This is a genomic window from Pigmentiphaga litoralis (assembly GCF_014651835.1).
GTDB classification, from domain to species: domain Bacteria; phylum Pseudomonadota; class Gammaproteobacteria; order Burkholderiales; family Burkholderiaceae_B; genus Pigmentiphaga; species Pigmentiphaga litoralis.
In genome coordinates this window covers 605397-619135 of record NZ_BMXQ01000001.1, presented here as the reverse complement: position 1 = coordinate 619135, position 13739 = coordinate 605397, and the positions used below count along the sequence as shown (strand labels likewise).

Sequence of the window (13739 nt, the reverse complement as noted above, 5' to 3'; positions counted from 1 at the left end):
GGCATTATCGCCGCATTCATGTGGCGCGTGCCGGGGCCCGGCGCAGCCTGCCCCGGCTGCCGGCCTGCCGGCGGAACGACCCGACGCTGACCTGCATGCCTTGCCGCACGGCGTCGATGGACCGGTTGTCGTCATCGTTCTTGCGGGTCACCATCGAAAACTGGAGCACCGGCGCGCCGCGCCCCAGGCGGATGACCCGCACCGGGTACACCTGCAGCACGGCCGGATCGGGCTCCTGCAGCAGCGATACGCCCAGCCCCGCGCTGACCATGGCCACGATCGCGGGCGAACTGTCGAATTCGAGCGCGCCCCGAATGTCGGGCAGATGCTCGTTGGCGTACTGCACGGCCATGGCGCCGGTGACCGTGTTCCTGTCATAGCGTATCCATTCGTGCTGGCGGAACAGGGTCCCCAGCGCAGCGTCGTCGGCATCGGGCGGCGCAATCACCACCAGTTCACGGGTAAACATGGGCGTCCAGCGCAGCCGGGCCGACCCGCCCGACAAGGGCTGCGCGACCAGTGCGGCGTCGAGCTCGCCCGCCTTGACAGCGGCGGTGAGCGTGCTGCTGCGGCCGCGCGCAGGCCGCAATTCCAGCCGCGGATGGCGCTCACGCAGGAAAGCCATGATTCCGGGCAACACCGCGGCCTGGAGCGACTCGATGATGCCCAGGCGGACCTGTCCTTCCACGGCCAGGCTGCTGCCGGCCCGCAAGGATTCCAGTCCCTGCAGCGCGGCGCGCAAGGTGTCGGCCACGTCATGGGCCAGCTGGTTGGGCCGCGCCTGCAGACCGGATCGATCAAAGAGCGGCTTGCCCAGATACAGTTCCAGCTGCTTCATCTGCATGCTGACCGCGCTGGGCGTCACGTTGGTGGCGCGTGCCGCGGCGGCGAACGTGCCGGTCTGCAGCACCGCTTCCAGCGTCGCGAACGTTTCGATCTTCATCAAATTTCCTTATGAAGAAGCTCAAATACCTTCGCTATTCTAATGAAGCGCTCTGGCCTAGACTAGCCCTCAAACGCATAACAGCAGGAGCACGCAATGCAAGCCACCGCTACCGCCACGCCGCGGGCCCGTTCACTCGAAAGCCGTCCGCTGGCCTGGACCGCCGACCAGGTCGGCCAGGACGAATCCTGGATCATCCGCCTGACCGGGGATCAGATCGATGGCATGCACGCCGCGCTCAGCCATGCCAGACACACGGGCAAGTCCCTGTTGGAAATGACGCAGGAAGACTTTCCCTTGAATGCGTCCGCCATCGCGGTGTTGAAGCAGGCCATCGACACGACGCAGGGCCGGTGGGGCATGTGCCTGGTCAAGGGCTTTCCGGTCGATGTCTGGTCCGAAGACGACGCGCGCCTTGCCTTCTGGGGGATGGCGCTGTACATGGGCGTGGGCCGCACGCAGAACCGGGCGAGCCAGATCATGAATGACGTTCGCAACGAAGGCGGCGAATACAAGGTCAAGGGTGGCCGTGGCTACAACACCAACGCCGGCCTGGATTTCCACCAGGATTCGTGCGATGTGGTCGGCCTGCTGTGCCGCCGCACGGCCAAGTCGGGCGGCACCAGCAAGGTGATCAGCTCACTGGCCCTGCGCGACGAGGTCAAGCGCCTGCGGCCCGACCTGATTCCGGTGCTTGAATCCCCCTTCTTCCACAGCTACCAGGGCACGCAAGACCCGTCGCAGCCGCCCTACTATCGCCTGCCCATCTTCGGCAGTCACCCCCAATACTTTTCGGCCCGCGCCAATCGAAAGAATACCGACGCTGCGCAGCGGGACTTTCCGGAGATCCCGCGCCTGACGCCGCAACAGGTCGAAGCCCTGGACCTGCTTGAAGAATTGATGCCCAGCGACAAGCTCTGCTACACGATGGAACTGGAGCAAGGCGACGTGCAGCTGCTGAACAACTACGTCACGCTGCATTCGCGCACGCCGTTCGAAGACTTCGACGAACCCGACCGCAAGCGGCATCTGTTCCGGCTGTGGCTGGCCATTCCCGGGTCGCAGCCGCTGCCCGACGCCTGGGCTGAATACTACGGCGATGCCCGGGCCGGCGCGGTGCGCGGTGGGGTCCGCGGCACGGCCATCACCCAGGAATTCCTGGCCTACGAAAAACGCCAGGCCGCCACCCTCGGGATGCAATTCGAAACCTGGAAACCCCGCATGCTCAAGGAAGATATGGACAAACTGCTCGGGGGCAAACTGCTCGGGGACAAACGGCTTGCGGTGGACAGTCACGCCGAGGCCTGATCGTCACACCCGAATTTCCGACGCGGTCGCCACCCTGAAAACGGGTCGCGGCCGCGCACCCACATCCAGCCACGCGGATGGCCTGACATAACAAGCTTGGGGAAGACCCGGCACACAAGGAGATAGCCATGCAAAGAAGAACGTTTCTGGGCGCCATGAGCGCAGCGGGCATGCTGGCCGCCACAGGAATGGCGCGGGCGCAAAGCGGAGCCACACGCATCGTGGTGGGGGCGTCCCCGGGGGGCGGTACCGATACGGTGGCCCGCCTGATGGCGCTGGAACTCGGGCGCTTGCTCGGTGGCACGTTCGTGGTCGAGAACAAGCCAGGCGCCGGCGGCAACATCGCCGCGCAGCAGGTCGCCAACGCCGAACCGGATGGCCGCACCCTGCTGATGTGCTACACCAGCCACGCCATCAACGCGACGCTTTACCCCAAGCTGCCCTTTGATCCGGTCAAGGATTTTTCGCCGATCGCCTGTGTCGCCAGCGCGCCGTCGATCCTGCTGGCGCGCCCCGGCATCAAGGCGAACAACGTGCGCGAACTCATCGCCCTGGCCAAGGCGGAGCCCGGCACGCTGAACATGGCCTTGCCCGGCATCGGTTCCTCGGGCCACCTGGCGTCGGAAGTGCTGAAGACCCGGGCGGGTGTCGACATCACGCTGATCCCGTACAAAGGCACGGCCCCCGCCATGAACGACCTGCTCGGCGGACAGGTCGACCTGATGTTCGCCACGGCCGCGCTGGCCAAGGCCCAAATGGACAACAAGACACTCAAGCCGTTGGGCGTCAGCAGTGCGCAGCGCATGGTGTCGGCTCCCAACGTGGCGCCCGTTGCGGACGTTCTGCCCGGGTACGATTTCAGCGCCTGGTACGGACTGCTTGGCCCGGCGGGCATCAAGCCGGAACTGGCCCAGCAAATCTCGGCTGCCGTCGAGAAAACACTTGCTCAGGAACCCATTCGCCGCCGGCTGCTGGACGAAGGGCTGATTGCGCAAAGCAGCCTGCCCGATGCCTTTGGCGCCTTCGTGAAGTCGGAAGTCGAACGTTGGGGCGCGGTGGTCAAGGCAACGGGCGCCAAGGCGACCTGACCCGGAAGTGGCATATCGTTTGCTGATGGGCATCGGGGCATCTGCCCCGATGCCCATCAGGAGCAAGGCATGCCATTACTCGCGGACTGCACGTTTGTGCTGGGCGCCCAGGACCCCGAAATGCGTGAAATCGAACGCGTCGTGCAGGACGCCGGCTACGCGTGCGTGGTGGCGGCCACGGGCCGGCAGCGCGTCTCGCCGCGCACTGCCTACGACGCCGACGGCGTGCTGCACACCGGCCCGGGAGGTCTGAGACCGGCCGTCCTCCTGCCCAAGGCGCCCATCGTGACAGTGGAATGCCACCTTCGTGGCTACGTGCCGATTGTTGCGGTCGACCACCATAACCCGGGTGATATCGGCTACGAGATCGGCCCCGATCGTTATATGGAAGGCGCGTCCCTGGGCCAGGTGCTGTCCCTGCTCGAACGCGAACCCACGGAAACCCAGCGCCTGCTTGCGGCGGGCGATCACTGCCTGACCGCCGCCTACCAGGGCGCGTGCGACGGCGCGCCCCCCGATCGCCTGCTGGAATTGCGCGCATCCTGGCAGGCTCGGGTGAGCGGGCGCCGGCTGTCCGACGTCATCGGCGGCATCCTGGACGCGGCCGTGCAGGTGCGCGCCCGCTACGACAGCGAGCGGGGCGAAGCCCGTTTCCTGGATCCGATCGGCGTGCCACGCGACCTGCCCGAAGGCGCGGCGTACGCCGGGCTGCCGGTGCGTTATCGCCAGCTTCTGCCCGACGGAGTATTGAAGGAAATGTTCAAGGGGGGCAGCCCGGCGGCCATCGAACGGTTCATGGAAGAACACCGTCTGGCCGGACGGCCTGCGTATGGCAATCCGTACCGGGGCTATGCGGGGGCGTACTGGGGCGGCTAAGGCTTGGAGCGGGCTCCTGTTCGAAGCTCAGCCCCGGCCCACGAAGGGCATCTTGGTGGCCATTACCGTGTGGAACAGCACGTTGGCTTCCAGCGGCAGGTTCGCCATGTACAGCACCGACTGCCCGACCACGTCCACGTCGATCATTGGCTCGATTTCGACCGCGCCATTCGCCTGGGGCACGCCCCTGGCCATGCGGGACGCCAACTCGGTCATGGCATTGCCGACGTCGATCTGCCCGACCGCGATATTGAACGCCCGGCCATCCAGCGCCGCGGTCTTCGTGAGCCCCATCACCGCATGTTTGGTCGCGGTATAAGCGATCGAATTGGGGCGGGGCGTATGGGCCGAAATAGAACCATTGTTGATGATGCGGCCGCCTTGCGGTGACTGATCACGCATCACGCGAAACGCCTGCTGCAGGCAATAGAACATGCCGTTCAGATTGACGTCGACCACCTCGCGCCATTCGGCCGCCGTCCAATCGAGGAACGACCCCGGCGGGTTGCCGCGGCCCGCATTGTTGAACAGCACGTCCACCCGGCCAAAATGCGCCACGGCCTTCGCAAACAGGTCCTCCACCGCGGCGGCATCGGCCACGTCGGTCGGCACGCACAGCAGCCGGTCAGCCGCGCCATGCCGCTGCTCGGCCTCGTCACGCACCGCGTCCAGCATGGCTTCGCGGCGCCCCGCCAGCACCACGCGATAGCCCGCTTCCGCCAGCGCCAGCGTTACTGCCTTGCCGATGCCCGATCCCGCTCCGGTTACGACCGCCACTTTTCCAAGGTTCACTGCTGTCTCCTGTTCATGGGTTGACGCGCGACGTCGCCGTTGCCGCCGCGCGCACCGGCGGGGCCGGAATGATTGCGGGTGTCAACGATAGCGAATTATGCATGAGCCCCTGGATTGGACAGGTGATTACTGCATTGCGACCTCGATCACCACCTTGCCCCGCGCGTGTCCTTCCTCTACCGCGGCCAGGGCATCGGGTGCAGCGTCAAAGGGATACGTGCGGACTACCTTGACTATCAGATCGCCTTCATCGATCAGGGTGCAGATCGTGGCCAATTGCTGGCCATCGGGCTCGGCAAGAAAACGCATGGCGCGGATGTCCCGCTTGGCCGCTTCTTCCTGCGATGGCTCGCCCAGCGTGGAAACCAGGACGCCGCCCGGCTTGATCACATCCCAGGACCGTTGCTGCGTCTCGCCGCCGACAAGGTCGAGCACCAGATCGATATCGGTGGCAACGTCTTCAAACTTCTCGGACGTGTAGTCGATCGCGTGGTCGGCCCCCATCTCGCGAAGCAGATCGACGCCCTCGCCCGACGCGGTGGCGAACACGTCGGCGCCGACCTGCTTGGCGAACTGGATGGCAAAGAGCCCCACGCCGCCCGATGCGCCGTGGATCAACACGCGCTGCCCTGATTCCAGCGTGCCATGATCGAACAGTCCTTGCCACGCGGTCAGCGCGGCCAGCGGGATCGCGCCCGCGTGTACCCAGTCGACGGACTCCGGACGGCGCGTGATGGCCTTGGCGTCGACGATGACGTATTCCGCAAAGGCGCCATGGCCTTGCCCGACAAATGCGATGACTTCATCGCCCGCCTTCCAGGGCAAGGCAAGGTCCCCCACTTGTTCAACGATACCGGCCACATCACGGCCAAGAATGTAAGGCAGGTCCTTGTCGCCGATCATGGGGTAGGTGCCAGCGCGCGTCTTGGCGTCAACCGGGTTGACCCCAGCGGTCAGGACGCGGATCAACACGTCGGAGCCAGAGGGCTCGGGAACGTCGACCGACTCGGGTCTGAATACCTCGGGGCCACCGAACGCGTGGATTCGGTAGGCAAGCATGTGACTCATCATTGCATCCTTCGAGTAGCGGTTCGGCCCACTGCAGGCCGCAGAACGCACGCTACGGCTCTGCAAGCGCCGTTCCCCATGCTGCTAGACTGACCGGCCCGCCTTGCGCCTGCCGCACATTGCACGACCCGCCGTCATGGAATCACCGCCCTGCCCTCCGTTGGTCCAGTTGCTTCGCACCGTGCCCCGGCGATACCGGGCACCGGCGCTCGCTGGCCACCTTGCTGGTCCCCTCGCTGGCGGGTCTGCGTCATCCACGCAGACCGACATTGCCGTGGCCATCGAGCTGGCGCGAATGGCACGTGAACGCGGTGATCAACCCGACGCCCCCCTTAAAGACCGCTTTCTGGATTCGCTTCACCATCTGATCACCGAGGCCTTGCATCCACAGGCGGGCGACGTGGCATTCCAGGCCATGGTGCTCCGCCACGGGAACGCCCGCGTTCGCGAGTTTGCCTCGTTGCAGGCACACGCAGAAAAGGACAAGCGCCGGGTTCGCAGCAGCGTCGACGCCATCGCGCACCCTGGAAAATTGCAGCGGCGTGAGCCAGATGCGCTCCGCGACATGCTGATGCGGGTGCATACGCAGGCGTCATCCGGCGCGTGGACGGACGTTGGCAAGACCTGCCACTGCATGTTGACCCGTCCAGAGACGCAGCGCGACTCGGATCTGGAACGCAGCCTGCGCAACCTTCTGGCGGCCCCCGCCCTGGAACGTCTCCAGCGCCTGTCAACGCTGGCGGACGACGCCAGCGTGCGGCAGTACCTGGCGCTATGGGAGTCGCATGGCCCCGCGTCGGGCAGCGCGGAAGCGGCGGCGCAAGGCGCCGGCGCGCAGGAACGCGGCGCCGCGGTGGAAGCCCTTGCCGCGCACGCGCTGGATGCGCTGGCTCGGCACCTTGGTCGTGTCGACGGCAAGCGGTGGACCTACCGTGTCGTTACCGCCATGCACGTTCCCGCAGTCCTGGTCGACAGCGCCCAGCGCGCCAAGACCGAGTGGGACGCAGTGGTCTTGCGGCAACCCAACACCGAAGGCGACGTAGCGCAGCCCTGGGACGTGTGCCTGCTGGTCGAGGCCAAGGCATCGGCGGACGCCGCGACCACTGACTTTCCGAGACTGCTGCGCGGCTTGCGTCTGCTTTCCCTGGCGGATCCAGATGTCGTGTACCGCTTCGTGGCGAAACAAGGAACCGTGGACATTCGCGGCGCATCGCTCAACGCTCTGCCCACGACAGACACCGCTGAAACATTCCAGGATACGGTGCTGTATTGCTCGGACGCGCCTGCCGATCAGGCCCCGCGTCCGCTCAGCGCAGCCAGCCGCATGCAGTTGCTGTCGTCAACGACCACCCTCGATTACGCCAGCAAGCTGAAGCGTGACGACATGAAGCATGACGACACCGCGGACGGCACGGCGCGCATCAGCGAGCTCGAGCCGGTGTGGCAGGCATTGTTGAACGACCCGCGCTGGCTTAGCGTGCTCAACCAGTACGCGACCCTGCGCCGCGTCAGGGAGCTGATGGTGCACATCGCGGATCTGCAGGTGTTGTTCGAGGAGTAGGCGGTAGGTGAAGGCAGGGTGACCCAGGCTAGGCATCACCCCCTCAAGCGCTCTCCCGCCGCACTATCTCGAACCCGATTTCCACCACCGATTCCGCCGGCCGGCGCCCATTCGCGCACGCCGCAATCATCTCGGCCGCGCGCGCGCCAATGGCGCCACCGTCCACGTGCACCGACGTGATCGACGGCGACATCGATGCCGCGATGTCCATGTCCCCGAACCCGACGACCGCCAACTGACCCGGCACCGACAGTCCCTGCACCATCGCCTCGGTCAGCACGCCCGCCGCCATCAGGTCGGACGTACAGAACACGCCGTCGATGCGCTTGTCTGCATCGAGCAAGGACCGCAGTCCTTCCCGCCCCTGCGCGTGCGTGGTGGGGGCCGATAGGAAACGCACCACGGGTTCCGGCAGCCCCAGTTTCAGCGCCGTGCGCACGACGCTTTCGGCACGCAGGTGCGCGCGCTCGTCATCGCCAGCCAGCACCGCAAGGTGCTTCTTGCCAGCGTCGAACAGATAGGTGCTGACGGCGGCGCCGATCTTTTCGTGCGACACGCTGAGCAGCATGTCGATGGGCGTCGACGTCGTGTCCCACGTCTCCACCACCGGAATACCGGATGCCTGCAACAACTGCCGCCCCTGGGGCGAATGCATGACCCCGGTCAAGACAATGCCATCCGGACGACGGCCAATGATCGCGCGCAGCAGCGCGTCTTCTCGTGGCGTGGCGTAGCCGCTCTGCCCAACCATCAACTGGAAGCCCTTGGCATCCAGCGATTCGGTCAACTCGGTCAGCATGCCGGCGAACAGGGAACCGGCCACGGAGGGCACCAGCAGCGTCACCAGGTTGCTGCGCGACAAGCGCAGCGCACCCGCCATCAGGTTGGGCACATACCCAAGCGCATTGATGGCGGCATTCACCTTTTCAAGCGTGGCGGGCGACACCTGTTGGGGCGTGTTGATGACGCGCGACACGGTGATCATTGACACGCCAGCGGCGCGCGCCACTTCGCGCACGGTGACCTTGCCCCGTTCGACGGGACTGTGCGGAGGAACATCAGGCTTGCTGGACGTCGCGGGCATGGGCGGAAACAGGTGACTTGTGCTGGGAAGAAAGCAGAAGGCTAACCCGTTGCTCCCGGCAGGTCACTCTCCAACCCCTGGGTTTGCCCCGATGCCGGCTCCCGAAACTTGATCCATACTCTCGCCACTTCTGACGTTAACGTTAACAAGTGAAATGTTAACGTTAACAACTAATAAAACGACGGAGACAACAATGAACAGCAGTTCGAGCAAATGGATCGTGGGTCTGACACTGCTGGCCGCTGCGGGCGCTGCGCACGCGTGGCCTGAAAAGCCAGTAACGGTGGTGGTGCCCTTCCCGCCAGGTGGCGCGACCGACTCGGTTGCCCGTTCCGTCGCCAACAAGTTGACGGAGCAGTTCAAGCAGACCTTCGTGATCGAGAACAAGGCCGGCGCGACCGGCACGATCGGCGCTGCACAGGTTGCCCGCGCCGCGCCCGACGGCTACACGCTGATGGTCACGTCGCTCGCCCCGCTGGTCGTGGCCGAGCACTTGATGAAGTCGCTGCCCTACTCCCCTGCCAAGGACTTCACCTACCTGACCGTGGCCGTGCAGGCGCCGAACGTGCTGGTCGTCAGCCCGGCCCTGTCATCCAAGGTCAATAACGTGCAGGACGCCCTGGCCCTGCTCAAGGCCAAGCCGGGCGGCGTCAGCTTCGCCACATCGGGCGCCGGTTCTTCCGATCACCTGACCGCTGAACTGTTCTGGCAAAAGACCGGCACCAAGGGCCTGCATGTGCCGTACAAAGGTGGCGCGCCAGCCATCTCGGACCTGCTGGGCAATCAGGTCGACATGTCGTTCCAGAACGTGAACGCCGTGCTGCCGCACATCAAGGCAGGCAAGCTCAAGGCCATCGCCATCACCGGCAACAAGCGTTCGGCGGTTCTGCCGGATATCCCGACCTTTGCCGAGGCGTCGGTGCCCGGCCTGGTGGTCTATTCGTGGCAAGCCGTGGTGGCGCCCAAGGGCCTGCCAACGGATGTGCGCGACAAGCTGTCGGCCGCGCTGGTCAGTGCCGTGAAGGATCCTGCCATCAGCAAGCCATTCACGGATCAGGGCCTTGAGGTCGTCGCCAATTCGCCTGAAGAGTTCACCCGCTTCCAGCAGCAGGAAAGCGCGCGCTGGAAAGAAGTGATCCAGGCCGGCAACATCACGATCGAGTAAACGCAGCGCGACCTGGTCGACTGCACAACGAACCTATTTTTCCGAGCTGCCATGCCCCACACCTCCCCCGCAGTCGGCCAGACGCCGACCATCACCCACATGCGTGTCGTTCCGGTCGCCGGACGCGACTCGATGTTGCTCAACCTGAGCGGCGCGCATGGCCCGTACTTCACCCGCAACCTCGTCATCCTGACCGACAGCGCCGGCCACACCGGCGTGGGCGAAGTGCCCGGCGGCGAGAAGATCCGCGCCACACTGGAAGACGCCGGCCAGTTCATCATCGGTAGTTCCATCGGCAACTATCAGCACACGTTGAATCAAATGCGGCAAGCCTTCGCCAGCCGCGACAGCGGCGGCCGCGGCCAGCAGACGTTCGACCTGCGCGTGGCCATCCATGCCGTTACCGCGGCCGAGTCGGCCCTGCTGGACCTGCTGGGTCAGTACCTGAACGTGCCCGTGGCTGCGCTGCTAGGCGAAGGCGTGCAGCGCACGTCGGTGCAGATGCTGGGCTACCTTTTCTACGTGGGCGACCGTCACCAGACGCCGCTGGACTATGACAGCTCGCCCGACGAAACGGACGACTGGCTGCGCCTGCGGCACGAAAAGGCGCTGACGCCCGACGTCATCGTCAAGCTGGCCGAAGCCACCTACGCACGGTATGGATTCCAGGACTTCAAGCTGAAGGGCGGCGTGCTGCGCGGCGAAGAAGAAGTGGAAGCCATTCGCGCCCTGCACGAACGTTTCCCGCAGGCGCGCATCACGCTGGATCCCAACGGTGGCTGGCTGCTGAAAGACGCCATCCGCCTGTGCCGCGACCTGCACGGTGTCATGGCCTACGCCGAAGATCCGTGCGGCGCCGAAGGCGCGTTCTCGGGCCGTGAAGTCATGGCCGAGTTCCGCCGCGCGACCGGTTTGCCTACGGCGACCAACATGGTCGCCACCGACTGGCGCGAGATGGCGCATGCCCTGTCCCTGCAGTCCGTGGACATCCCCTTGGCCGATCCGCACTTCTGGACGATGCAGGGTTCGGTCCGCGTGGCGCAGACCTGCCAGGCCTTCGGCCTGACCTGGGGATCGCATTCGAACAATCACTTCGACATTTCGCTGGCGATGTTCACGCACGTGGGCGCCGCCGCGCCCGGCCGCGTGACCGCGCTGGACACGCACTGGATCTGGCAGGACGGCCAGCAACTGACGCGCAATCCGCTGCAGATCCGCAATGGCTACATCGACCTGCCCGAAGCGCCGGGGCTGGGCGTCGAGCTGGACATGGACGCGGTCGAACGCGCCCACCAGCTCTACAAGCAGCACGGGCTGGGCGCTCGCGACGACGCCATGGCCATGCAGCACCTGATTCCCGGCTGGGCATTCGACAACAAGATGCCCTGCATGGTGCGCTAGGCACGACAGCACGGCAGACGACAGCACGGAACACCGCGGCACAGCGGTGACACACCACAAGAAGGCCATCAGGCCACATCCACGCTTGGCAACAAGCACCCGAGGAGACAGCAAGGTGAATACAGCATCGCACTTCAAATGGAAAGTGCTGCCGGCGATCATCGCCGCGGCATTTCTGGCAGGCTGTGGGGGCAGCGGTGACGACGATGCGGGACCCACCGCATCGGCGCCCGTGTTCCGGTCGGCAGGCCTGGTCCAGGCCGCGCCCACGTTCGCGACAAATGCGTCCGGCCAGCAGGTTGTCAGCGTCAGTGTGCTGACGCAAGGCGGCGTCAAGACGCTAACAACCAGCGCCGTCACGCCGGCGAACGCAGCCATCATCCAGGCCGCGCTGGCGCCCGGCAACCTGGTGGACTGGCTCGCGTCCGACACCGGCGCCGTCTCGGTTTCAACAGATCCCACGCAGACCTTCAACGTGGTGCTCGCCAAGGGCAAGTCGAGCGATGCGCAGTTCAACATGCAGAAATACGGGGCCTCGGTTGCTCGCAATGGCAATGCACCCGGCCCCATGGTCGCGGCGGGCTGGATCTACAACAAGACCGGGTCCACCATTACCGTGGGCGACGGCACCATCGTGACGGCCGACCAGGCAGGCCGCGCGTACGCCACACCGATCAAGCGTTACGAAGAAACCTATACGGTTGCGCCCGACGCGCAGGTGTTCAACGTCAACACCGACGACTACAGCAAGAGCACCGTGTCGACCCTGGCCGCCGTGCCGGTCACTGCCAACTACAACTACGCGACCACCGCCAGGCAGGCCGCCTACCTGCTGTTCGACAACCACTACCAGAACGCGGCCAACGCCAAGGTCGTGGCCATCTGGTACTTCACGCCGCAATCGAAAACCGACGGCAAGCCCGTGTGGGACGTGCCGACGCAAAGCCCGATGCTGGCGGACAAGGGCACCGACCCGGCGTCGGGCCAGCCTTACGTCGCCATCAATGCAACCGGGGTGTCGGCCGCGCCCTACACGCGCAGCACCGAACCATTCGAAATGGTCAAGAACACCATGTACTACGTGGGCGACAACGAAGTGGCTTCGTACGTGTTGAAGGCGGACATGGGAACGGCCGATACGGCGGACGACAAGGTCATCAAGATCGACGCCGGCTGGCCCAACAGCGGCTATCAGTACTTCAAGAACATGGAACTGGTGGGCGTCGATCCGCGATCCGTGACGGACCTGTGGTTGACCCACGGTCACGGCGACCATTACGGCACCGCCGTCGAACATCTGAAAATGATGGACAACGCCGGCAAGACGATGAACCTGTGGGCCTCGAAAGAAGACGTGATCGGCGTCAAGGGCGACCTGCAAGGCAACGTCTGGGACATTCCCGGCGCCCTGCCCGAAACCGAAACGGTGCTGCGCGCCCGCACCGATAACTACTACGAATACGACAAGTGGTACGACTATGGCAACGTGCAGATCATGGTGATCTGGGCGCCCGGCCATACGCCCGGCACCACCAATATGTTGTTCAAGGTCAAGAACCCCGCCGACGGCAAGTTCGTCATTTTTGGCTATCACGGCGGTTATGGCGTCAATGGCCTGAACTCCCCTACCCCTGCCAACGGCTGGCGCCGCCTGTCCTTCCAGCACGGCTTCAGCTATCTGCAGAATACGGTGGACGTGGACTTCGTTGCGCCTCAGCACACCAATCAGTATCCGATCGTAGAAGTGTTTCAGGGCTTGAAGGCGTACAACCGCGACCCGGCCAATGCCAGCAAGCCGTTGACGATGCTGGATGCGCTGACGTCCAGGGTGTTCGATTCGCCCACCATCGGCGGCGCCAAGGTGACGACCGAGTTTGCCAACCAGCTGGAAAAGCGCAGGTCGGTGGTGTCGTACAAGGCCAGCGATGTGGCCAACCGCACGTACAAGAGTATCGAGACGTCCGGTCCGTTCAAGCCGGGTCGCGAAGCCGGTCTGACCGACATCCGGGCCACCCTGCTGGACAGCGGCAAGATCGTGCAAGGCTTTGTGGGGGCGCAGAACAAGAACCCGGCAATCCCGCTGCTGGCCAAAGGCATCGTCGTGCCGACCGACAGTTACGTGGACGATCCCACCGGCTTCTTCGTGCAGGTGTCGATCGACGTGCAGGACACGGTCTACAAGGGCTATGTACCGCCCAGCTTCGCGCAGACCAGCCCGGGACTCGGTACATCGATCACGTACGACGGCGGGCCGGTCGAATCCGTGCATGCAGCCAAGGGCACCTTCCATCCGCCTGAAGTGCTGCGCACGCAACGCCTGAAGACCCTGGCCGAGGCGCAAGCCGTGCTGGCCAGGATCCAGAAGGGCCGCACGGTCACGATCTCGCTCAATTCCGGCAGCGAAATCGTCGTACCGGCCGACGTCAACGCGACGTTCCGGTAACGCGGGAATG

General features: G+C 64.9%; 12 protein-coding genes. 7 read left to right on the top strand and 5 right to left on the bottom strand.

What is annotated here, in order from left to right:
* Positions 1–16 precede the first annotated feature (16 nt).
* Positions 17–943, bottom strand: a complete 927-nt coding sequence (locus IE116_RS02595; RefSeq protein ID WP_189609497.1) for a LysR family transcriptional regulator — start codon at positions 941–943, stop codon at positions 17–19.
* 96 nt (positions 944–1039) lie between these two features.
* Here IE116_RS02595 and IE116_RS02590 point away from each other — a divergent pair, with 96 nt between their 5' ends.
* From IE116_RS02590 to IE116_RS02580, 3 genes are all read left to right on the top strand, one after another.
* Positions 1040–2251 (top strand): TauD/TfdA family dioxygenase, encoded by a 1212-nt coding sequence (locus IE116_RS02590; protein WP_189609496.1) that lies wholly within the window; start codon positions 1040–1042, stop codon positions 2249–2251.
* Positions 2252–2379: 128 nt separating this feature from the next.
* Positions 2380–3339 (top strand): tripartite tricarboxylate transporter substrate binding protein, encoded by a 960-nt coding sequence (locus IE116_RS02585; protein ID WP_189609494.1) that lies wholly within the window; start codon positions 2380–2382, stop codon positions 3337–3339.
* A gap of 69 nt (positions 3340–3408) precedes the next feature.
* Positions 3409–4215, top strand: a complete 807-nt coding sequence (locus IE116_RS02580; RefSeq protein WP_189609492.1) for a TetR family transcriptional regulator — start codon at positions 3409–3411, stop codon at positions 4213–4215.
* A gap of 27 nt (positions 4216–4242) precedes the next feature.
* On the opposite strand, the gene IE116_RS02575 is transcribed toward IE116_RS02580, so the two are convergent.
* The 3 genes from IE116_RS02575 to IE116_RS26110 form a co-directional block, all read right to left on the bottom strand.
* On the bottom strand, positions 4243–5007 hold the full coding sequence (locus IE116_RS02575; protein ID WP_189609490.1) for an SDR family oxidoreductase: 765 nt from the start codon (positions 5005–5007) through the stop codon (positions 4243–4245).
* Positions 5008–5133: 126 nt separating this feature from the next.
* On the bottom strand, positions 5134–6066 hold the full coding sequence (locus IE116_RS02570) for an NADP-dependent oxidoreductase (RefSeq protein ID WP_308428203.1): 933 nt from the start codon (positions 6064–6066) through the stop codon (positions 5134–5136).
* Between the two features lie 259 nt (positions 6067–6325).
* Entirely contained in the window at positions 6326–6658 is a 333-nt protein-coding gene (locus IE116_RS26110) for a hypothetical protein (protein ID WP_308428202.1), read from the bottom strand.
* 51 nt (positions 6659–6709) lie between these two features.
* On the opposite strand from IE116_RS26110, the gene IE116_RS02565 reads away from it, so the two are divergent.
* On the top strand, positions 6710–7636 hold the full coding sequence (locus IE116_RS02565) for a hypothetical protein (RefSeq protein WP_308428201.1): 927 nt from the start codon (positions 6710–6712) through the stop codon (positions 7634–7636).
* A gap of 43 nt (positions 7637–7679) precedes the next feature.
* Here IE116_RS02565 and IE116_RS02560 read toward each other — a convergent pair whose 3' ends face one another.
* The gene (locus IE116_RS02560) at positions 7680–8720 is read right to left on the bottom strand and encodes a LacI family DNA-binding transcriptional regulator (RefSeq protein ID WP_189609486.1); all 1041 of its coding nucleotides are present in this window, start codon (positions 8718–8720) and stop codon (positions 7680–7682) included.
* A 193-nt stretch (positions 8721–8913) separates the two neighbouring features.
* Here IE116_RS02560 and IE116_RS02555 point away from each other — a divergent pair, with 193 nt between their 5' ends.
* The 3 genes from IE116_RS02555 to IE116_RS02545 all read left to right on the top strand — a co-directional run bounded on the left by IE116_RS02555 (position 8914) and on the right by IE116_RS02545 (position 13729).
* Positions 8914–9885 (top strand): Bug family tripartite tricarboxylate transporter substrate binding protein, encoded by a 972-nt coding sequence (locus IE116_RS02555; protein ID WP_189609485.1) that lies wholly within the window; start codon positions 8914–8916, stop codon positions 9883–9885.
* Between the two features lie 51 nt (positions 9886–9936).
* Positions 9937–11286: a glucarate dehydratase gene (gene gudD, locus IE116_RS02550; RefSeq protein ID WP_189609484.1), complete on the top strand. Its 1350-nt coding sequence runs from the start codon at positions 9937–9939 to the stop codon at positions 11284–11286.
* Positions 11287–11401: 115 nt separating this feature from the next.
* A complete protein-coding gene (locus IE116_RS02545; RefSeq protein WP_189609483.1) occupies positions 11402–13729 on the top strand; it encodes an MBL fold metallo-hydrolase in 2328 nt (775 codons plus the stop codon).
* The last annotated feature ends 10 nt before the right edge of the window (positions 13730–13739 follow it).